15 protein-coding genes are annotated in these 22,579 nt (G+C 46.3%); 9 read left to right on the top strand and 6 right to left on the bottom strand.

Annotated features, from left to right (window positions below):
- Window positions 1-1,255 precede the first annotated feature (1,255 nt).
- Genes PT285_RS07050 through PT285_RS07030 form a run of 5 tightly spaced genes read right to left on the bottom strand, consistent with a single transcriptional unit; the run spans window position 1,256 to window position 11,632 of the window.
- Window positions 1,256-2,632 carry a hypothetical protein gene (locus tag PT285_RS07050; protein WP_277149086.1) on the bottom strand — a complete coding sequence of 459 codons (1,377 nt, stop codon included), beginning with the start codon at window positions 2,630-2,632 and terminating at the stop codon, window positions 1,256-1,258.
- A gap of 33 nt (window positions 2,633-2,665) precedes the next feature.
- Window positions 2,666-2,899: a hypothetical protein gene (locus PT285_RS07045; RefSeq protein ID WP_277149084.1), complete on the bottom strand. Its 234-nt coding sequence runs from the start codon at window positions 2,897-2,899 to the stop codon at window positions 2,666-2,668.
- Window positions 2,868-3,002 (bottom strand): hypothetical protein, encoded by a 135-nt coding sequence (locus PT285_RS07040; RefSeq protein WP_277149081.1) that lies wholly within the window; start codon window positions 3,000-3,002, stop codon window positions 2,868-2,870. Before PT285_RS07040 ends, PT285_RS07045 begins: the two co-directional genes overlap by 32 nt.
- Window positions 2,968-3,801, bottom strand: a complete 834-nt coding sequence (locus PT285_RS07035) for a hypothetical protein (RefSeq protein ID WP_277149080.1) — start codon at window positions 3,799-3,801, stop codon at window positions 2,968-2,970. The genes PT285_RS07040 and PT285_RS07035 overlap by 35 nt, the downstream gene beginning before the upstream one ends.
- A gap of 13 nt (window positions 3,802-3,814) precedes the next feature.
- Complete coding sequence (locus tag PT285_RS07030; RefSeq protein ID WP_277149078.1) at window positions 3,815-11,632, bottom strand: hypothetical protein; 7,818 nt, start codon at window positions 11,630-11,632, stop codon at window positions 3,815-3,817.
- 31 nt (window positions 11,633-11,663) lie between these two features.
- Here PT285_RS07030 and PT285_RS07025 point away from each other — a divergent pair, with 31 nt between their 5' ends.
- The 6 genes from PT285_RS07025 (at window position 11,664) to PT285_RS07000 (ending at window position 18,411) form a co-directional block, all read left to right on the top strand.
- Window positions 11,664-12,335 (top strand): SLAP domain-containing protein, encoded by a 672-nt coding sequence (locus PT285_RS07025; protein ID WP_277149076.1) that lies wholly within the window; start codon window positions 11,664-11,666, stop codon window positions 12,333-12,335.
- Between the two features lie 360 nt (window positions 12,336-12,695).
- The gene (pheS, locus tag PT285_RS07020; RefSeq protein ID WP_277149074.1) at window positions 12,696-13,745 is read left to right on the top strand and encodes a phenylalanine--tRNA ligase subunit alpha; all 1,050 of its coding nucleotides are present in this window, start codon (window positions 12,696-12,698) and stop codon (window positions 13,743-13,745) included.
- Window positions 13,745-16,159 carry a phenylalanine--tRNA ligase subunit beta gene (pheT, locus tag PT285_RS07015; protein ID WP_277149072.1) on the top strand — a complete coding sequence of 805 codons (2,415 nt, stop codon included), beginning with the start codon at window positions 13,745-13,747 and terminating at the stop codon, window positions 16,157-16,159. Before pheS ends, pheT begins: the two co-directional genes overlap by 1 nt.
- A gap of 77 nt (window positions 16,160-16,236) precedes the next feature.
- Complete coding sequence (greA, locus tag PT285_RS07010; protein WP_277149070.1) at window positions 16,237-16,713, top strand: transcription elongation factor GreA; 477 nt, start codon at window positions 16,237-16,239, stop codon at window positions 16,711-16,713.
- 186 nt (window positions 16,714-16,899) lie between these two features.
- A complete protein-coding gene (locus PT285_RS07005) occupies window positions 16,900-17,628 on the top strand; it encodes a hypothetical protein (RefSeq protein ID WP_277149068.1) in 729 nt (242 codons plus the stop codon).
- Between the two features lie 18 nt (window positions 17,629-17,646).
- Window positions 17,647-18,411: a hypothetical protein gene (locus PT285_RS07000; RefSeq protein WP_277149066.1), complete on the top strand. Its 765-nt coding sequence runs from the start codon at window positions 17,647-17,649 to the stop codon at window positions 18,409-18,411.
- A 100-nt stretch (window positions 18,412-18,511) separates the two neighbouring features.
- Here the strand turns inward: PT285_RS07000 and PT285_RS06995 are convergent, their stop codons facing one another.
- On the bottom strand, window positions 18,512-19,429 hold the full coding sequence (locus tag PT285_RS06995; RefSeq protein ID WP_277149064.1) for an N-acetylglucosamine kinase: 918 nt from the start codon (window positions 19,427-19,429) through the stop codon (window positions 18,512-18,514).
- 195 nt (window positions 19,430-19,624) lie between these two features.
- Here PT285_RS06995 and PT285_RS06990 point away from each other — a divergent pair, with 195 nt between their 5' ends.
- From PT285_RS06990 to PT285_RS06980, 3 genes are all read left to right on the top strand, one after another.
- Entirely contained in the window at window positions 19,625-21,715 is a 2,091-nt protein-coding gene (locus tag PT285_RS06990; RefSeq protein ID WP_277149062.1) for a penicillin-binding protein 2, read from the top strand.
- A gap of 83 nt (window positions 21,716-21,798) precedes the next feature.
- On the top strand, window positions 21,799-21,948 hold the full coding sequence (rpmG, locus tag PT285_RS06985) for a 50S ribosomal protein L33 (RefSeq protein ID WP_081945351.1): 150 nt from the start codon (window positions 21,799-21,801) through the stop codon (window positions 21,946-21,948).
- 57 nt (window positions 21,949-22,005) lie between these two features.
- Window positions 22,006-22,578: a 5-formyltetrahydrofolate cyclo-ligase gene (locus PT285_RS06980; RefSeq protein WP_277149054.1), complete on the top strand. Its 573-nt coding sequence runs from the start codon at window positions 22,006-22,008 to the stop codon at window positions 22,576-22,578.
- Window position 22,579: the final 1 nt, after the last annotated feature.

The following is a 22,579-nucleotide window of genomic DNA, read 5'->3' as shown; positions in this document are numbered from 1 at the left end:
TTGCCCTTGCTCAATCAAAGCCGCAATCTAATCCCTCATTAAGTAACAGTCAAAGTCGTTTTTATAGCAGTTTGGCAAGTTATGATTCCAGTTCAATGAATTCTTTAATGAACTACTGGATCTCATCGTCCATGTCTCTTTATGACAGTAAACTTGCGAAGTCAAGCCGTTCAGCTGTATCTTCGATCATTGCCTCACAATCCGATGCTGCGGATAGTTCTCTTTCAGTTTTAGCTTCGCAGAACTCAAGTTTAAGAAAAGATTATGAATCGCTCAGTAATACTCCTACTCCAGCTGTCTCCAAGAACAAATCAACATACACTTCATTATCAATGCAGGATAGTTCTGGTCACCAAATTGCTTCACAATCTGATGCTGCTAGTTTATCGCAAGTAAACGATCCCGTTGCTTATAATTCGGCTAGTGCTAGCATGCAGGCATCATTAGATTCAAGTGAAGAATTTATCAATTCGGTCTCAGCAAGCATGAATACTAGTCAAAATGCTTCAAAGAGTAATGTTGAAGTAAGTAATAATAATTCTTCAATACTGGCTTCTTTAAGCACCCGTTATAGTGAAAATTCCAATGAATCTAATTCAAATCTCTACACTCAAGCTTCAGCTAATATGAGTGCTTCTTGGAGTAATGAGAGTTTATTTACACCAGCTTTGTCTGCCGGCATTTCCAATTCCCAGAATTCTAGTTTGACGAGCGACTTGTCAGCCATGAATTCTTCAGTATCTGCCAAGAACTCAAAATATACTAGTGATTCTCGGTCAAATTCGCAATCAGCAAGTTTAGTTGCGGCCTCTGCTTCTAGGTATTATAGTAATCTTTCTAGTAGCAACAGCAGTCTGCATTCGTATGTTTCCAGTGTAAATTCCAGCAATATAGCCGTAATACAGGATTCTACCGTTTTAGCCTCAGCGAGCGCAAGTTTGTCCGGTCTTGAGAGCACTAACGCTTCAATCAATGCTTCTCATGAAGTAAGTAATAGTAAGAGTAATTCAGTTGTTGATTCTTGGGCTGCGTCTTCAAATGTGAGTCAAAGTATTTCATCTAGTTCGGCTAGTAGAGCTCAAAGCTCAGATTCACAAATAATAGGCGAAATTCCTGCGAACAGTAGATTATCTATCTCGACTTCGTTTGCTAATTCACGGTCAATTTCAACTGTTTTAGCGAGTGGGTCAGCAAGTTTATCGGCTAATGCATCCCTCTCGGAGGCAGTTAGTGCTTCAATATCTGTGATTATCTCTCAAAATACGAGCTTATCTTTAGACAATATAAAGCTTAGCCAGTGGCTTTCAGCAAGCTTGAGTGACTCAGAGAGCAACAGCAAGTCAACAAGTACGTCAGTCAGTGAATCAGAGAGCGACAGCAGATCAATAAGCGACTCAGCCAGTTTGGACTCAGACAGTCTGTCCGAGCTCGACAGTGCATCGACAAGTGCGTCAGTCAGTGAATCAGAGAGCGACAGCAGATCAATAAGCGACTCAGACAGTTTGGACTCAGACAGTCTGTCCGAGCTCGACAGTGCATCGACAAGTGCGTCAGTCAGTGAATCAGAGAGCGACAGCAGATCAATAAGCGATTCAGCCAGTTTGGACTCAGACAGTCTGTCCGAGCTCGACAGTGCATCGACAAGTGCATCAGTCAGTGAATCAGAGAGCGACAGCAGATCAATAAGCGATTCAGCCAGTTTGGACTCAGACAGTCTGTCCGAGCTCGACAGTGCATCGACAAGTGCATCAGTCAGTGAATCAGAGAGCGACAGCAGATCAATAAGCGACTCAGCCAGTTTGGACTCAGACAGTCTGTCCGAGCTCGACAGTGCATCGACAAGTGCGTCAGCCAGTGAATCAGAGAGCGACAGCAGATCAATAAGCGATTCAGCCAGTTTGGACTCAGACAGTCTGTCCGAGCTCGACAGTGCATCGACAAGTGCATCAGTCAGTGAATCAGAGAGCGACAGCAGATCAATAAGCGACTCAGCCAGTTTGGACTCAGACAGTCTGTCCGAGCTCGACAGTGCATCGACAAGTGCGTCAGTCAGTGAATCAGAGAGCGGCAGCACATCGACAAGTAGATCAGAATCTGGCAGTACATCCGAGAGCGGCAGCACATCGACGAGTAGATCAGAATCTGGCAGCACATCGACGAGTAGATCAGAATCTGGTAGCACATCCGAGAGCGAAAGCACATCGACGAGTAGATCAGAATCCGGCAGTACGTCGGAGAGCGGTAGCACATCTGAGAGTGAAAGCACATCGACAAGTAGATCAGAATCTGGCAGTACATCCGAGAGCGGCAGCACATCGACAAGCAGATCAGAATCTGGTAGCACATCCGAGAGTGGCAGCACATCGACGAGTAGATCAGAATCTGGCAGTACGTCGGAGAGTGGCAGCACGTCAGAAAGCGAAAGCACATCAACAAGTAGATCGGAATCTGGCAGTACGTCGGAAAGTGGCAGCACATCGACAAGCAGATCAGAATCTGGCAGTACATCCGAGAGCGAAAGCACATCGACGAGTAGATCGAGAAGCTGATCAGAATCAGTACATCGGAGAGCGGCAGCACATCGACGAGTCAGAATCCGGTAGATCAGAAGGTAGCACATCAGAATCGACAAGCAGCACATCCGGGCAGCACATCCGAAAGTACATCAGACAATCAGATCAGAATCTGGCAGCATCTGGCAGTACATCGACAAGTGGCAGAATACACATCGACAAAGCAGAATCTGGCAGTACATCAGAATCTGGTAGTACGTCGGAGAGCGGCAGCACATCACGAGCAAGCAGAATCTGGAATCTGGCAGCACATCGACGAGCAGATCAGAAATCGAAAGCACATCGACAAGTAGATCAGAATCTGGCAGTACATCGGATACGCACATCGACGGAGATCAGAATCTGGCAGCACATCGACAGCACATCGACGAGCAGATCAGAATCTGGTAGCACATCAATCGACAAGTAGATCAGAATCTGGCAGTACATCGGAGAGTGGCAGCACATCCGAGAGCGAAATCGCAATCGACGGTAGATCAGAATCTGGCAGCACATCCGAGATCGACAGTACATCAGAATCCGGCAGCACATCAGAGAGCGGCAGCACATCGACAAGCAGATCAGAATCTGGCAGCACATCCGAGAGTGGCAGCACATCGACGAGTAGATCAGAATCTGGCAGTACATCGGAGAGTGGCAGCACATCGACGAGCAGATCAGCCGGCAGTACGTCAGAGAAAAGCACATCGACAAGTAGATCAGAATCTGGCAGTACATCGGAGAGTGGCAGCACATCGACAAGTAGATCAGAATCTGGTAGCACGTCAGAAAGCGACAGCACATCGACGAGTAGATCAGAATCTGGTAGCACGTCAGAAAGTGGCAGCACATCGACAAGCAGATCAGAATCTGGTAGCACATCCGAGAGTAGCAGCACATCGACGAGCAGATCAGAATCTGGCAGTACGTCGGAAAGTGGCAGCACATCGACGAGTAGATCAGAATCCGGCAGTACGTCGGAGAGTGGCAGCACGTCAGAAAGCGAAAGCACATCGACAAGTAGATCAGAATCTGGTAGCACGTCCGAGAGCGGCAGCACATCGACGAGTAGATCAGAATCTGGCAGTACATCCGAGAGTGGCAGCACGTCAGAAAGTGAAAGCACATCGACAAGCAGATCAGAATCTGGCAGTACGTCCGAGAGCGGCAGCACATCGACAAGCAGATCAGAATCTGGCAGTACATCCGAGAGTGGCAGCACATCGACGAGCAGATCAGAATCTGGCATCTCCGGTAGCACATCAGAAAGCGAAAGCACATCGACAAGGATCAGAATCTGGCATCCGAGAGCGGCAGATCACGAAGATCAGCAGCACATCCGAGAGTGGCAGCACATCGACAAGTAGATCAGAATCTGGCAGTACATCCGAGAGCGGCAGCACATCGACGAGTAGATCAGAATCTGGCAGTACATCCGAGAGTGGCAGCACGTCCGAGAGCGAAAGCACATCGACAAGTAGATCAGAATCTGGCAGTACGTCGGAAAGTGGCAGCACATCTACGAGTAGATCAGAATCTGGCAGCACATCCGAGAGTGAAAGTACATCGACAAGCAGATCAGAATCCGGCAGTACGTCAGAGAGCGAAAGCACATCGACAAGTAGATCAGAATCTGGCAGTACATCCGAGAGCGAAAGCACATCGACGAGCAGATCAGAATCTGGCAGTACATCCGAGAGCGGCAGCACATCGACAAGCAGATCAGAATCTGGTAGCACATCCGAGAGCGGCAGCACATCGACGAGCAGATCAGAATCTGGCAGTACGTCCGAGAGTGGCAGCACGTCAGAAAGCGAAAGCACATCAACAAGTAGATCGGAATCTGGCAGTACGTCGGAAAGTGGCAGCACATCGACAAGCAGATCAGAATCTGGCAGTACATCGGAGAGTGGCAGCACATCGGAGAGTGGCAGCACATCGACGAGCAGATCAGAATCTGGCAGTACATCGGAGAGTGGCAGCACATCGACGAGCAGATCAGAATCTGGTAGTACATCGGAGAGTGGCAGCACATCGACGAGCAGATCAGAATCCGGCAGTACGTCAGAGAGCGAAAGCACATCGACAAGCAGATCAGAATCTGGCAGTACATCGGAGAGTGGCAGCACATCGACGAGCAGATCAGAATCTGGTAGCACGTCAGAGAGCGAAAGCACATCGACAAGCAGATCAGAATCTGGTAGCACATCCGAGAGCGGCAGCACATCTACGAGCAGATCAGAATCTGGTAGTACATCGGAGAGTGGCAGCACATCTACGAGCAGATCAGAATCTGGTAGCACGTCAGAAAGTGGCAGCACATCGACAAGTAGATCAGAATCTGGTAGCACGTCAGAAAGCGAAAGCACATCGACGAGCAGATCAGAATCTGGCAGTACATCGGAGAGCGAAAGCACATCGACGAGCAGATCAGAATCTGGCAGTACATCGGAGAGTGGCAGCACATCGACGAGCAGATCAGAATCTGGCAGTACATCCGAGAGTAGCAGCACATCGACGAGTAGATCAGAATCCGGCAGTACATCCGAGAGTGGCAGCACATCGACGAGCAGATCAGAATCTGGTAGTACATCCGAGAGTGGCAGCACATCGACGAGCAGATCAGAATCCGGCAGTACGTCCGAGAGTGGCAGCACATCGACGAGCAGATCAGAATCCGGCAGTACGTCAGAGAGCGAAAGCACATCGACAAGCAGATCAGAATCTGGCAGTACATCCGAGAGTGGCAGCACGTCAGAAAGTGAAAGCACATCGACAAGCAGATCAGAATCTGGCAGTACATCCGAGAGCGAAAGCACATCTACGAGCAGATCAGAATCTGGCAGTACGTCAGAGAGCGAAAGCACATCGACAAGCAGATCAGAATCTGGCAGTACATCGGAGAGTGGCAGCACATCGACAAGTAGATCAGAATCTGGTAGCACGTCAGAAAGCGAAAGCACATCGACGAGCAGATCAGAATCCGGCAGTACGTCAGAGAGCGAAAGCACATCGACGAGTAGATCAGAATCTGGCAGTACATCGGAGAGTGGCAGCACATCGACGAGCAGATCAGAATCTGGTAGCACGTCAGAGAGCGAAAGCACATCGACAAGCAGATCAGAATCTGGTAGCACATCCGAGAGCGGCAGCACATCTACGAGCAGATCAGAATCTGGTAGTACATCGGAGAGTGGCAGCACATCGACGAGTAGATCAGAATCTGGTAGCACATCCGAGAGCGAAAGCACATCGACGAGTAGATCAGAATCCGGCAGTACGTCGGAGAGTGGCAGCACGTCAGAGAGCGAAAGCACATCGACAAGTAGATCAGAATCTGGCAGTACATCCGAGAGCGGCAGCACATCGACAAGCAGATCAGAATCTGGTAGCACATCCGAGAGTGGCAGCACATCGACGAGTAGATCAGAATCTGGCAGTACGTCGGAGAGTGGCAGCACGTCAGAAAGCGAAAGCACATCAACAAGTAGATCGGAATCTGGCAGTACGTCGGAAAGTGGCAGCACATCGACAAGCAGATCAGAATCTGGCAGCACATCGGAGAGCGGCAGCACATCGACGAGCAGATCAGAATCTGGCAGCACATCCGAGAGTGAAAGTACATCGACAAGCAGATCAGAATCTGGCAGTACATCGGAGAGTGGCAGCACATCGACAAGCAGATCAGAATCTGGTAGTACGTCGGAGAGCGGCAGCACATCAACAAGCAGATCGGAATCTGGCAGCACGTCAGAAATCGAAAGCACATCGACAAGTAGATCAGAATCTGGCAGTACGTCGGAAAGTGGCAGCACATCGACAAGTAGATCAGAATCTGGTAGTACATCCGAGAGCGAAAGCACATCGACGAGTAGATCAGAATCTGGCAGTACATCGGAGAGTGGCAGCACATCGACAAGCAGATCAGAATCTGGCAGTACATCCGAGAGCGGCAGCACATCGACGAGCAGATCAGAATCTGGCAGCACATCGACGAGTAGATCAGAATCTGGCAGCACATCCGAGAGTGGCAGCACATCGACGAGTAGATCAGAATCTGGCAGTACGTCGGAGAGTGGCAGCACGTCAGAAAGCGAAAGCACATCAACAAGTAGATCGGAATCTGGCAGTACGTCGGAAAGTGGCAGCACATCGACGAGTAGATCAGAATCTGGCAGCACATCCGAGAGTGAAAGTACATCGACAAGCAGATCAGAATCTGGCAGTACATCGGAGAGTGGCAGCACATCGACAAGCAGATCAGAATCTGGTAGCACATCCGAGAGCGGCAGCACATCGACAAGCAGATCAGAATCCGGCAGTACGTCGGAGAGCGGTAGCACGTCAGAAAGCGAAAGCACATCGACAAGCAGATCAGAATCTGGCAGCACGTCAGAAAGCGGCAGCACATCTACGAGTAGATCAGAATCTGGTAGCACGTCAGAAAGTGGCAGCACATCGACGAGTAGATCAGAATCTGGCAGTACATCCGAGAGCGGCAGCACATCGACAAGCAGATCAGAATCTGGTAGCACATCCGAGAGTGGCAGCACATCGACAAGCAGATCAGAATCTGGTAGCACATCAGAAAGTGAAAGCACATCGACGAGCAGATCAGAATCTGGTAGCACATCCGAGAGCGGCAGCACATCGACAAGCAGATCAGAATCTGGCAGCACATCCGAGAGCGGCAGCACATCGACGAGCAGATCAGAATCTGGCAGCACATCCGAGAGTGGCAGCACATCGACAAGCAGATCAGAATCTGGTAGCACATCAGAAAGTGAAAGCACATCGACGAGCAGATCAGAATCTGGTAGCACATCCGAGAGCGGCAGCACATCGACAAGCAGATCAGAATCTGGTAGCACATCAGAAAGTGAAAGCACATCCGAGAGCGGCAGCACATCGACAAGCAGATCAGAATCTGGCAGCACATCCGAGAGCGGCAGCACATCGACGAGCAGATCAGAATCTGGCAGTACGTCCGAGAGTGGCAGCACGTCAGAAAGCGAAAGCACATCAACAAGTAGATCGGAATCTGGCAGTACGTCGGAAAGTGGCAGCACATCGACAAGCAGATCAGAATCTGGCAGTACATCCGAGAGCGAAAGCACATCGACGAGTAGATCAGAATCTGGTAGCACATCCGAGAGCGGCAGCACATCGACGAGTAGATCAGAATCTGGCAGTACGTCGGAGAGCGGTAGCACATCTGAGAGTGAAAGCACATCGACAAGTAGATCAGAATCTGGCAGTACATCCGAGAGCGGCAGCACATCGACAAGCAGATCAGAATCTGGCAGTACATCGGAGAGTGGCAGCACATCGACGAGTAGATCAGAATCTGGCAGCACATCCGAGAGTGAAAGTACATCGACAAGCAGATCAGAATCTGGCAGTACATCGGAGAGTGGCAGCACATCGACAAGCAGATCAGAATCTGGCAGCACGTCAGAAAGCGGCAGCACATCTACGAGTAGATCAGAATCTGGTAGCACGTCAGAAAGTGGCAGCACATCGACGAGTAGATCAGAATCTGGTAGCACATCCGAGAGCGGCAGCACATCGACAAGCAGATCAGAATCTGGTAGCACATCAGAAAGCGGCAGCACATCTACGAGTAGATCAGAATCTGGTAGCACATCAGAAAGTGAAAGCACATCGACGAGCAGATCAGAATCTGGTAGCACATCCGAGAGCGGCAGCACATCGACAAGCAGATCAGAATCCGGCAGTACGTCCGAGAGTGGCAGCACATCGACGAGTAGATTAGAATCTGGCAGCACGTCAGAAAGCGAAAGCACATCGACAAGCAGATCAGAATCCGGCAGTACGTCCGAGAGCGAAAGCACATCGACGAGCAGATCAGAATCTGGCAGCACATCGACGAGTAGATCAGAATCTGGCAGCACATCCGAGAGTGAAAGTACATCGACAAGCAGATCAGAATCCGGCAGTACGTCCGAGAGTGGCAGCACGTCAGAAAGCGAAAGCACATCGACAAGCAGATCAGAATCTGGCAGTACATCGGAGAGTGGCAGTACATCGGAGAGCGAAAGCACATCGACGAGCAGATCAGAATCTGGCAGTACATCGGAGAGTGGCAGCACGTCCGAGAGCGAAAGCGCATCGACGAGTAGATCAGAATCTGGCAGCACATCCGAGAGTGAAAGTACATCGACAAGCAGATCAGAATCCGGCAGCACGTCAGAGAGCGAAAGCACATCGACAAGCAGATCAGAATCTGGTAGCACATCCGAGAGCGGCAGCACATCTACGAGCAGATCAGAATCTGGTAGTACATCGGAGAGTGGCAGCACATCGACGAGCAGATCAGAATCCGGCAGTACGTCAGAGAGCGAAAGCACATCGACAAGCAGATCAGAATCTGGCAGTACATCGGAGAGTGGCAGCACATCTACGAGCAGATCAGAATCTGGTAGCACGTCAGAAAGTGGCAGCACATCGACAAGCAGATCAGAATCTGGTAGCACATCCGAGAGTAGCAGCACATCGACGAGCAGATCAGAATCTGGCAGTACGTCGGAAAGTGGCAGCACATCGACGAGTAGATCAGAATCCGGCAGTACGTCGGAGAGTGGCAGCACGTCAGAAAGCGAAAGCACATCGACAAGTAGATCAGAATCTGGTAGCACATCCGAGAGCGGCAGCACATCGACGAGCAGATCAGAATCCGGCAGTACGTCCGAGAGCGGCAGCACATCGACGAGTAGATCAGAATCTGGCAGTACATCCGAGAGTGGCAGCACGTCAGAAAGCGGCAGCACATCGGAGAGTGGCAGCACGTCCGAGAGCGAAAGCGCATCGACGAGTAGATCAGAATCTGGCAGCACATCGACGAGCAGATCAGAATCTGGTAGCACGTCAGAAAGCGGCAGCACATCGACAAGTAGATCAGAATCTGGCAGTACATCGGAGAGTGGCAGCACGTCCGAGAGCGAAAGCGCATCGACGAGTAGATCAGAATCTGGCAGCACATCCGAGAGTGAAAGTACATCGACAAGCAGATCAGAATCCGGCAGCACGTCAGAGAGCGAAAGCACATCGACAAGCAGATCAGAATCTGGTAGCACATCCGAGAGCGGCAGCACATCTACGAGCAGATCAGAATCTGGTAGTACATCGGAGAGTGGCAGCACATCGACGAGCAGATCAGAATCCGGCAGTACGTCAGAGAGCGAAAGCACATCGACAAGCAGATCAGAATCTGGCAGTACATCGGAGAGTGGCAGCACATCGACAAGTAGATCAGAATCTGGTAGCACGTCAGAAAGCGACAGCACATCGACGAGTAGATCAGAATCTGGTAGCACGTCAGAAAGTGGCAGCACATCGACAAGCAGATCAGAATCTGGTAGCACATCCGAGAGTAGCAGCACATCGACGAGCAGATCAGAATCTGGCAGTACGTCGGAAAGTGGCAGCACATCGACGAGTAGATCAGAATCCGGCAGTACGTCGGAGAGTGGCAGCACGTCAGAAAGCGAAAGCACATCGACAAGTAGATCAGAATCTGGTAGCACGTCCGAGAGCGGCAGCACATCGACGAGTAGATCAGAATCTGGCAGTACATCCGAGAGTAGCAGCACATCGACGAGTAGATCAGAATCTGGCAGCACATCGGAGAGCGGCAGCACATCGACGAGTAGATCAGAATCTGGCAGCACATCCGAGAGTGAAAGTACATCGACAAGCAGATCAGAATCTGGCAGTACATCCGAGAGTAGCAGCACATCTACGAGCAGATCAGAATCTGGTAGCACATCGGAGAGCGGCAGCACATCTACGAGCAGATCAGAATCTGGCAGTACATCGGAGAGTGGCAGCACATCGACAAGCAGATCAGAATCTGGCAGTACATCGGAGACTGGCAGCACATCGACGAGCAGATCAGAATCTGGCAGTACATCGGAGAGCGAAAGCACATCGACAAGTAGATCAGAATCTGGCAGTACGTCGGAAAGTGGCAGCACATCGACGAGTAGATCAGAATCTGGCAGTACGTCAGAGAGCGAAAGCACATCGACAAGCAGATCAGAATCTGGTAGCACGTCAGAAAGCGGCAGCACATCGACAAGTAGATCAGAATCTGGCAGTACATCGGAGAGTGGCAGCACGTCAGAGAGCGAAAGCGCATCGACGAGTAGATCAGAATCTGGCAGCACATCCGAGAGTGAAAGTACATCGACAAGCAGATCAGAATCCGGCAGTACGTCAGAGAGCGGCAGCACATCCGAGAGTGGCAGCACATCCGAGAGTGGCAGCACATCGACAAGTAGATCAGAATCTGGCAGTACATCGGAGAGCGGCAGCACATCGACAAGCAGATCAGAATCTGGTAGCACATCCGAGAGTGGCAGCACGTCAGAAAGTGAAAGCACATCAACAAGCAGATCAGAATCTGGCAGTACATCCAAGAGCGAAAGCACATCGACGAGCAGATCAGAATCTGGTAGCACATCTGAGAGTGGCAGCACATCGACAAGCAGATCAGAATCTGGTAGCACATCTGAGAGTGGCAGCACATCGACAAGTAGATCAGAATCTGGTAGCACGTCGGAGAGCGAAAGCACATCGACGAGTAGATCAGAATCTGGCAGTACATCCGAGAGTGGCAGCACATCGACAAGCAGATCAGAATCTGGTAGCACGTTAGAAAGCGAAAGCACATCAACAAGTAGATCAGAATCTGGCAGTACGTCGGAAAGTGGCAGCACATCGACGAGTAGATCAGAATCTGGTAGTACATCCGAGAGCGAAAGCACATCGACAAGCAGATCAGAATCCGGCAGTACGTCGGAGAGCGGCAGCACATCAACAAGCAGATCGGAATCTGGCAGCACGTCAGAAAGCGAAAGCACATCGACAAGTAGATCAGAATCTGGCAGTACGTCGGAAAGTGGCAGCACATCGACAAGTAGATCAGAATCTGGCAGTACATCGGAGAGTGGCAGCACATCGACGAGCAGATCAGAATCTGGTAGCACATCTGAGAGCGAAAGCACATCGACAAGTAGATCAGAATCTGGCAGTATATCAGTAGTATTGAGCAGCAACCTGAGTTCTCAAGTTTCGGGCGGTTTAAGTGTGCCAGGAACGCCAACTGGTGATGGTTTGATTTCAAATATTTATTCCAATAGTTATAATAACGATAATGTACCGCCGTTTTCATCGGATTCAATTAATTTTGGCAATAATAATTCTGTGCTTCATGATGGTGTAATAAGGAAACTACACCATAATGCATATATTTATAATAGTGCTGGTAAACGTGTCGGTACTCTGATTCTTAAAAAGAAGATTATGATTAGAACTTTCGGAAGAAAAATTTTAATTAATGGCAGATATTTCTATCGTATTAGTGATCATTATTATTTAGCTGCTGGCAATTTTGTTGGGTTTGAAAAAGGAACCACGCATAATGCTTATATCTACAATAAAAAAGGGAAGCGTGTTGGTAAAACTGACATTAAAAAAACCAAAGGATTTAAGACTTACGAAACCATTATGGTAAAGGGCCGCAAATTCTATAATATTCGTCATGGTAAATATATTGCTGCTGGGAATTTTATTGGTAAAGATAAAAAGTTGCATAACAATGCTTATGTTTACAATGGACAGGGTAAACGAATTGGTAATAAAGTTCTTAAGAAAGGTACAAAAGTTAAAACTTACAGTATTAAAAAGATTGGCGGCAGATACTTCTGTTACATAAGAAATGGCGAATTTTTACTACTTAAAAATTTTAAAAAGGGTTAAATTTTAACCATTTTAGCAGTTGTGCTTGCTGGTCTTAGTGAATTCAGTAAGGAAAAATTGCCTACTATTTTTGTAAATATACTTGCAAGTTAATTCAAAATGCATTATTCTTATACTTAATTACGAATTACTAAGACTAGTAACAAGGCGTTGTTAGCAGAGAGGCTTTCTTAGCAGCTGAAAGGAAAGCTGAAGAACAAATTGTGAATTTCATCTTAGAAGTAGAATCTAATCCATTCCGGTATTTCACCGTTAACGAAAAGCGAAAGTGTGGGCCTTTGATGGTTCAAACTAGGGTGGTACCGCGTAGCTTCGTCCCTGAGAGGGGACGGAGCTTTTTTTTGTTGAAAGGAAAAATTAATGGACTTATTTGATAGGCTAAAAGAGCTTCGGGAACGAGGACTGGCTGAGATAGCCAAGGCAAATGATGAGAAAAATCTGAATGATGTGCGGGTTAAGTTAATCGGCCGCAAGGGTGAACTGACGGAAATTTTGCACTCAATGAGTGAGGTTGCGCCCGAAAGAAGACGCGAGGTCGGCCAAAAGGTAAACAATCTGCGTGACTTGTTTAATAACAAGCTTGATGACGCCAAGGATAATATTGTTCAGACTTTGGTAGAGCAGCGGCTCGAAGAAGAAAAGATTGACGTTACTCTGCCCGGCAGAAGAATGCACATGGGTTCGGAGCACCCGATTAACATTATCCTAGATGATTTAGAAGAGTATTTTATTGGCATGGGCTATGAGGTGGTTCAGGGACCGGAAATTGAAACCGACCATTACTGCTTTGAAATGATGAATCTGCCTAAGGATCATCCGGCACGTGACATGCAGGCAACTTTTTATATTGATTCGGAAAATCTGCTTAGATCGCAAACGTCCGGTGACCAAGCGCGGGTATTGGAAAAGCATGATTTTACTAAGGGCCCCTTGAAGATGGTTGGCCCGGGTAAGGTTTACCGCCGTGATGACGACGATGCCACCCATTCTCACCAGTTTATGCAAATGGAAGGCCTGGTTGTTGACCGCCATATTACGATGGGTGACTTAAAAGGGACGTTGGAAATGATTGCTCGTCACATCTTTGGTCAGGATCGCGAGACACGTCTTCGTCCAAGCTATTTTCCGTTCACCGAGCCGTCGGTTGAAATGGACGTTAGCTGTTTTAATTGTGATGGCAAGGGCTGCCCAATCTGCAAGTTTACCGGTTGGATTGAAGTTTTAGGGGCCGGCATGGTGCATCCGAATGTCTTGGAAAATGCCGGGGTTGATTCAAAGAATTATAGCGGCTTTGCATTTGGTGTCGGCTTAGACCGGTTTGCTATTTTGAAATATGGAATTGATGATATTCGTGATTTTTACACCAATGATATTCGGTTCCTAGGACAATTCCGTAAGGAGGAAAGATAATGCTCGTTTCATATAATTGGCTGCAGGATTTTGTAAAATTGGATGAGGATCCTAATAAGTTAGCAGAAAAGATTACCCGTCACGGAATTGAAGTTGCTGGGGTTGCGCATCCGGCTGCAGGGTTAAAAAAGATCGTTGTCGGCCATATCATTGACTGCCAAAAGGTTGAGGGTACCCATTTAAACGTTACCCATGTTGATGTTGGTCAGGATGAGCCGGTGCAGATTGTCTGTGGTGCACCAAATGTGGCAGCAGGCCAAGATGTCATCGTTGCCCTGAATGGCGCGCGTATTGCCGATAATGTCAAAATTAAAAAGAGTAAAATGCAGGGCTTAGAGTCCAACGGCATGATCTGCTCATTACAGGAAATTGGCTTTAACGAAAGTATTGTTCCGCAAAAATATGCTGACGGCATCTATGTCTTTTCAAGTGATGCCGAGGTAAAGCCTGGCGATGAAGCATTTAAGGCACTGGGCATGGACGACTATATTTTTGACTTTGACATTACGCCCAACCGTGCGGATACCCTGTCAATGGATGGTTCTGCTTACGAAGTCGGAGCAATTGTTGACAAACCAGTAAAGGTGGAAGACGTTACACTGAAGGAAGACGGTCCCGATTGGACTAGTGAACTTAGTGCCGATGTTGATCCTACGCTGGCACCGCGAGTTTATTTGCGCAAGGTTACTGGGGTTAAAATTGCCGACAGTCCTCTGTGGATGCAGCGGCGTTTGTGGAATGCCGGTATCCGCCCAATCAACAATGTAGTTGACGTAACTAACTACATCATGCTGCTGACGGGTCAGCCTATGCACACTTATGATGCTAAGACTTTTACCACCGGCAAATTTGTTGTTCGCAAAGCCGCTGTTGGTGAAAAGCTGACTTTGTTAAATGAAAAAGAAGTTGACCTTGATCCTAACGATATTGTCATCACTGACGGTGAAAAGCCGGTAATGATGGCCGGAGTTATGGGCGGTCTCAACTCAGAGATTACCGATGAGACAACCGATGTCATTTTGGAGTCCGCAATTTTTGATCCGACGTTGATTCGCAAGACTGCCTTGCGCCACGCTAACCGGACCGAGGCTTCAAGCCGCTACGAAAAAGGGGTCAACTGGGATAATACTGAAAAAGCTTTAAACATGGCCGCTTTGCTTTTGCGCAATGATGCCTCGGCCACGATTGATACTGGTATCATCAAGGCCAGCGACGAGCAGCTTAAGCCGGTAGTGGTAGAAACTACGATTTCTTACATTAATAATGCTTTGGGTACCGCAATTTCTGCTGAAGAAATGAAGCATATTTTTGACCGGCTTAATTTTAATTGTCAAATTAATGGTGACAAGCTGGTAGTTGATATTCCTAACAGAAGGTGGGACATTGCCATTCCGGCGGACTTGGTTGAAGAAGTTGGCCGTCTGTATGGCTATGATAATATCAAATCAACCCAGCCGGTGCTGGCGGAAACCCAGGGAGGATATTCGGCAGAAGAAAAAATGTTGCGCCGGATTAAAAAAGTGGTTCAGGGCCAAGGCATGACGGAAGCAATTTCGTATTCTCTAACCTCGCCTGAAAAAGCGGTGCTGTTTACCAAAGAGCCGAAATCAATTGCTCAAGTGGAAATGCCGCTTAATTCCAGCCGTTCAACGATGCGGCAGAACTTGATGACCGGTTTGGTTGATGCTGCCAGTTATAACATGGCCCGTAAGCAAAACAGCTTGGCCTTTTACGAACAAGGACGAGTTTATGATCATGAAGGCGGCAAGTTCAACGAACATGAACATTTGGCTACACTGTATTCCGGTAAGATGTTTGCCGAAAATTGGCAGCACCAAAACCAGGATATTGACTTTTACTTCGTTAAGGGCCAACTGGCTAACTTGTTTGCATCGATTGGAATTGATGATCATCAAGTTGTATACAAAGCCGAGATCATTCCGGGAATGCACCCGACAAGGACGGCTGGGATCTACCTTCAAGGTCAGTATCTCGGGATGATCGGGATGATTGCCCACGCAGTAACCTTGACAGACAAGGCTTTGAGTGGCGCAGAACTATATGGTTATGAACTCAATTTGGACGCAATTATTCCGTTAATCCCAACCAAGACGGTGGCGCAACCAGCACCGAAATTCCCTGCAATCGAGCGTGACTTGTCAATTTTGGTTGATGAAAAAGTAAATAACCAGAAAGTTGAAGATATTATTCGTGCAAATGGCGGCAAATATTTGGTCAGACTGCGTGTCATTGATGTTTACCAGGGCTCACATATTGAAAACAATAAAAAGAGCCTGGCTTATAACCTGACTTTCTTAAACAAAGAGGATACTTTGACGGATGAGGTCGTCAACAAGGCAATGACCAACATTACCGGCCATCTTGAAGAAGAGATTGCAGCAAAAATTCGTTAAGGGTTGACTTTATCCTCGGAAATAAATAAGATAAGACAGTGCAAAAAGAAAATTAAACTTTAAGGAGTAGAAATTTTATGCCTGAAAAATCATATCCAATGACTGCTGAGGGTAAAGAAAAACTTGAGGCAGAATTAAAAAATTTAAAATTAGTCAAACGACCGGAGGTTATTCAGCGAATTAAGGTCGCGCGTTCCTATGGCGACCTGTCTGAGAACTCCGAGTATGATGCCGCTAAGGATGAGCAGAGTCACCTTGAGGACCGTATCAACGTGGTTGAAGAAATGCTAAAGTATGCACACGTTGTTGATGCTAATGCCAGTGATCCCGATGAAGTTGCCGTTGGTAAAACGGTCACCTACACCGAGGTTGGTGAGGATGATCCGGAAACTTACACGATTGTCGGGAGCGATGAATCGGATCCGTTAAACGGAAAAATTTCCAATGATTCGCCGATTGCTCAAGCCCTGCTGGGCAAGAAAAAGGGGCAAACAGTGACAATCACTACACCCGGCGGCAAGTTTGATGCGGTCATCAATAAAGTTGAGGACTAATGGAAAGACAGCAAGAAGCTGTCTTTTTTATTATCTATCGTTAGATAATAAAAATCTTAATTATCAGTTGCTAATTACTCCTTTAAAATTTTATAATAATAATGATTGTCTTTTTAAAAGGCAGGATACGTGCAAAGTGCGAAAAAACGTTGAAATTGCGCAATTTTTTAGAAAATAGAGAATATTATGAAAAATGCTGTTATTGCCGAATATCTTATTAAAATAAATGAACCACAACATAATGTAACTAAAAGTTCAGTCGATCTTAATAAACTTTCATATCGGCTAACAAATTCGGTGAGTAAATTTGGGGTTGAAACTGATATCTTAGTTAATTTTAAAAATACGCAAAATTTAGCGCCACTGGTGAAGGCAATTTATCTTGAACCTTTCGGGCATTATCCCAAGAAAGGATTGAAACTGTATTTTGCCAGATGGGAATTGGCGTATGAATATTTACTGCAACATAATGAAATTGAGCAGGCTGCACTGGTGGATATTGGAGATGTGGAGATGATGAATTATCCCTTTACAAAGATTGATGATAATATTTTGTATATTGGGGATGAATATAACGATCTTAATACCTATATTGTGCAAGATGATGCTAAACCAAATTATGTGACAGATTTTATCAAGCGAAATAAGCATTTGCAGCTGCTTAATGCTGGCATTCTTCTTGGTACAAGGGCGGTTTTGCTTGAATTCTTAGGAATTTTTATGAAATTGTATACCGATGATACTGTTCAAGAATATTTGGGACAGGGTGATACTCATTTTGGTAATTTTGAAATGGCAATAGTCAATTATATTGCCTACAATTTCTTTTCCGGACGCTTATGTCATGGTCGTAAAGTTTCTTCAAAGTTTATGTATAACGATCGTTTGATAAAGTCTTGGTTTAAACATAAATAATTTATAAAGGTAAAATTAATGACAGAGGAAGAAATGTTGGCAATCTGCACAGGGCATGATTTTGTCTGTAAAAAAGGTCGACCGGAAATAACGATTTTTATGGGACATAGTAATGCTATTTTAATGATTAGATTTAATTCTGATCATACGCTGGAATTTCCGTCGCATATAGATTTCTATCCACGTGAGCGTCACTGGCATTGGGATCAAAAAAATCAATGTATTCTCTTTACTGACAAAGACGATAAAAAGGTAATTTCGCGCTATTCAGCACCAATTATTGAAAAAAATTACTATATTTCATTAAAGTGTTTAACTGAACCCAACGTAAGATATGTAGCTTACTTAGCGTTTGATATGACTTTTGAAGTAAGTCCGCAGTCTTCTGTTAGTTGGCAAACGGTATTGTTTACCGACAAACAAAAATCAGATGGAGAACAAGCTAAAATAAATTCGTATGTTATTTCTAAACAAGCTGAGACAGTTTGGCTTGACGATCGAGATGAGTGGCAGTTGTTAGATGCTGCCTGGGAAAAAATTGTTAACAATAGTAAGTTGAAAAACGTATGTATTTTGTTAAACGGAGCACCAACTGAAACTGACAACTTATTTAGTAATAAATTGCAATTAAATGTGGACGATACGGAATTACAATTTATAGCCGGTAATCGCCAAGACGTTTTATCGATTTTGTCACAAATGTTAGTTAGACATAACCAGCAGATTATGACAGCAAACGGGTGCTTATCTCCGGTAAAAATGATTAAGGATATTTTACTGTAACAACCAAGAGTAAAATTTTCAAATTTATTGAAAGATACAAAAAAATGATTTTGGTAATGAAATTTATTCCCAAAATCTTTTTTTAATGTATAGTATTTTATTAGTTATGATTTGTGAAGTAGCGGTAATCCTTACTCTTATCATAAATAACCCCGCGAGCATTTTCGCCGTTAGAAATTGAAAATTCTGCCTCAGGGTAGTTGGTATGAATGCGGTCAATCATGAAGTCCCGTAGCATTTGGTTGTTAGCAAGAACTGAACCGGTTAAAGCAATTTTCATCGGCTTCGGCTTCTCGTAGCGGTCAAGACCATTGATGATGTCGCGTGCTAAAAGCAGCGCCTGTTCATGAATTACCGCGGTAGCATCCTTGTCGCCGCTGTCAGCCAGCTTAGCAACATTAACGGCCATGGCGGCAACTTCTGCTGGCACTAATTTATAAAATTTAGCGGTAGCGTCGGAGATATTATCAACTTTGAATAAGTTGTTGAATAGGGGGATGAGTGCATTTTCTTCGCGTTTGTCCCAACTGAGCAGGGCCGACTTCATGGCACTGACAACGATTGCGTAGCCTGATCCCTCATCACCAAGCAGGCTGCCATAACCGCCCGTGGTAATAATGCTGCCCTTCTGAAGGCCGTTAAACACCGAACCGGTTCCCGCAATCACGAGCCCGCCATCTTCGCCCTTAAGCCCATTATATAGAGCCAAAAGCGAATCAGTAATTGCCCTTGTCGGCAAGTTGCCAATTTTGGAAGAAATTGTTGCTGCCACCAGCGGGGCATTACCGACAACAGACAGTCCTGCAATGCCGCATAAAACTCGCATGCAGTCACCGTCGATTTCGTTGATTAATTCGTTAATCGCATCTGCGATATTGCCAATGCCGTGCTCATAATCAGCATTTATTTGTCCTGGGCCGCTTTCTGCGCGATTAAGCTCCCTGCCAGCCGTATCGTAAGCAATCGCGGTGGTATGGGTACCACCAGCATCAACGCCAATTTGATATTTAAGTGTCATGATGATCTTCTTTCTCTTTATTATCTAACAAATTTTTTCACTTTTATTTTATTACAAATTGTCAGGTCAAAGACAATTATTAAAAAAATGTTTAATAACTTGTATCTTAAAATTTACCAAAACTCTCGGTCTAGTCATAGAATTGCCCGCAGCTTTTTGTTAAAATGACTACAGTTTGAGCGAGGATTGATTTACGTGAAATATTTAAAGAAAAATAGGGGGACTGGATCGCGAGAACAGTCCGCAACGCCGATCAGAATGAAAATAATTCTTGGGGTGATTTTTGTATTATTTGCCACTTTAATTGGACAATTGGCATACTTGCAAATCGGTTATGGCTCGCGTTTTAAATCAGAAGTGCAAAAGTCAAGTTCAACCATTGTGTCCAGTCAAGTTCCCCGCGGAATTATGTATGACAGTCGGGGCCGTATCCTGGTGGGCAATCGCGCCAGCAACGCAATTACCTATACTAAGGGTGCTTCAACGTCTACCGATCAGATCTACCAAATTTCGACAACTTTAAGCAACTACATTACGTTAAGCGATGAAAAGCCGACACAAGTGCAGGAAATAAATTATTATTTGGGCAATTCGGATAACGCGCTTAGGGAAGAGGCCAAGTTGCCCAAGTCTGTTCAGGCTAGTGAGGATGAAGATTATAAGACAGACCAAATAGTTGCTCAGGTAAAAAAAGAGGGACTTAAGTTTACGCCGCGGCAAAAAACTGCTGCCTTGATTTTTAATAAGATTTCGGGTGCATATACTCTATCAACAATTTACGTCAAAAATAAGGACTTAACCAACAAGGAAATTGCCAAAGTGGGGGAGCACCTGGCTGACCTGCCGGGTGTCGGCATCGGCACGGATTGGCAGCGGGAGTATCCCAACGGTTCTTCAATTCAAAGTATTATTGGCTCAGTTTCAACGGAAAAGGCGGGGCTGCCCAGTGATAACTTGCAATACTACTTAACCAATGGTTACTCGCGTAATGATCGGGTCGGCACCTCATACCTGGAACAGGAATATGAACCGCTTTTGCGGGGGACAAAGACGACCAGCGAAGTTATTACCAAGGACAATGGTGATATCCAGGATACTAAGACCATTTATCAGGGCCAGGCTGGTGCTAGTTTAATGTTGACACTGGATGCCGCTTATCAAAAAAAGGTGCAGGCAACTCTAAAGCAGGTTTATGCATCAGCTATCGGTTCTGGTGCTGCCAAATATTCGAATGGTGCTTACGCGATTGCAATGAATCCGCAGACGGGTGCTTTGCTGGCGGTGGCCGGAATTAATCGCGATCCCAACAAGAACAAAACAACCGATAATGCTCTGGGGGTTATCAACCAGGCTTTTGTCATGGGATCGGCAGTCAAGGGGGCCACGGTCAGCGGCGGATTAATCAATCACGTTATTACACCGACGGATAACACGTTTCCAGATACGGCTATTTACTTGCCGGGTTCGCCGATTAAAAAATCGGTCTATCCGTTAAATACTTTTGGTGCACTTGATGCGGAAACCGCACTTGAGGTTTCCAGTAACATTTACATGATGCACTTGGCAATGAAGTGGGTACATGCAAAATATGTTCCCAAGGAGTTTATCAGCATGCCCGACAACGCGTTTAATGTTTTGCGGCGCAATTTTAATATGTTTGGTCTAGGACAAAAGACCGGAGTTGACCTGCCTGGCGAGATTTCGGGGATTCAGGGTAAGTCCTTTAACGCTCAAGGACAGATTCTTTCTGGTTCGGTTCTTGACCTTTCTTATGGCAACTATGATGCTTATACACCGATTCAGATGGTGCAGTATGTGTCGACGATTGCTAATGGCGGTTACCGGATGCAGCCATACATTGTGCAGTCAATTGGCCGCACTTCAACCAATGGTCAGCACATCTATACCGGTTACAACAAGCAGCCGAATGTGCAGCTACGGATTCCGTGGACACCAGATGAACTGGATGTTGTCCGTCAAGGTTTTTACCGGGTTGTTCATGGGACTAACGGCTGGGGCACGGCCCACAAACTAAAAGATGTTAAGCCGCAAATTGCCGGGAAGACGGGAACGGCGGAAACTTTTTACTATGATCCTGATAACCCTAATCAGAAGAATCCGCCGGCAGTAGTCAATGCTACTTTTGTTGGTTATGCCCCGGTAAACAATCCCGATTTGGCAATTGCAGTTGTCTTTCCTGGTCTTGACCCGGAGGGCGAGGGTTCATATACCTTGCAGGTCGCAAAAGAAATGGTTCAGGACTATTATAAATTGCATAAACAGTAAAAAATACTCATTAGACTAGCCAAAACTCAAGAAAAATGCTATTCTAATACAGTCAGAATAAAAATTTGTAGGTGGTGAAAGAAATGGCAGATAACATCATTTTGGAATGCACCGAATGTGGTGACAGAAGTTACTTATCTAAGAAAAACAAGCGTAAGCATCCGGAACGTTTAAGTTTGAAGAAGTATTGTCCAGTTGAAAGACACACAACGCTTCATCGTGAAACTAAGTAATAAAACCAAAATAGCAGGGTTGTTTATGCCTGCTATTTTTTGCTGTTTGGAAGAAAAATGGATAAGAAAGATTTACGTAAAAAACAGATAAAACTTTTAGCAGAATATGCCAAAAGTGCCAAAAAGGACGAAGAAGATCAACTTTTGCTTGAGCAGCTTATGGGGAGCGACCTGATTAAAAACAGCCGCTCAATCGGTGTTACCGCGTCACTGCCAAGTGAGGTCGATACCTCCCGACTGATTGCCCGCCTGTGGGATCAAGGCAAGGATGTTTACTTGGCAAGGGCAAATAATGATCACGAGCACACCCAGGATTTTGTTTACTACACCTATATGACCAAATTGAAAAAGTCCCGCTTTGGTGTCAAGGAAGTTGACGATGCGACAGCGCCGATTAATAACGAATTGGACTTGATTGTGGTCCCGGGCCTAGCATTTGCGCTTGACAGCCACCAGCGGCTTAACTTTGGCGGCGGCTACTATGACCGCTTTTTGGCAAAGCACCCCGCTAGCCAAACGGTGGCACTGGTCAATTCAAAGATGAGTTTTCAAACTGCTGTATGGCCGGTTGAAAAAACAGATGTCCCGGTGCAGACAATCATTTTGCCCGACCAAATTTTACGAGGTTAAT

This window comes from Lactobacillus sp. ESL0791, assembly GCF_029433255.1.
Lineage (GTDB): Bacteria > Bacillota > Bacilli > Lactobacillales > Lactobacillaceae > Lactobacillus.
The sequence above is the reverse complement of the archived record's forward strand: the minus strand, read 5'-3'. Positions and strand labels throughout refer to the sequence as shown.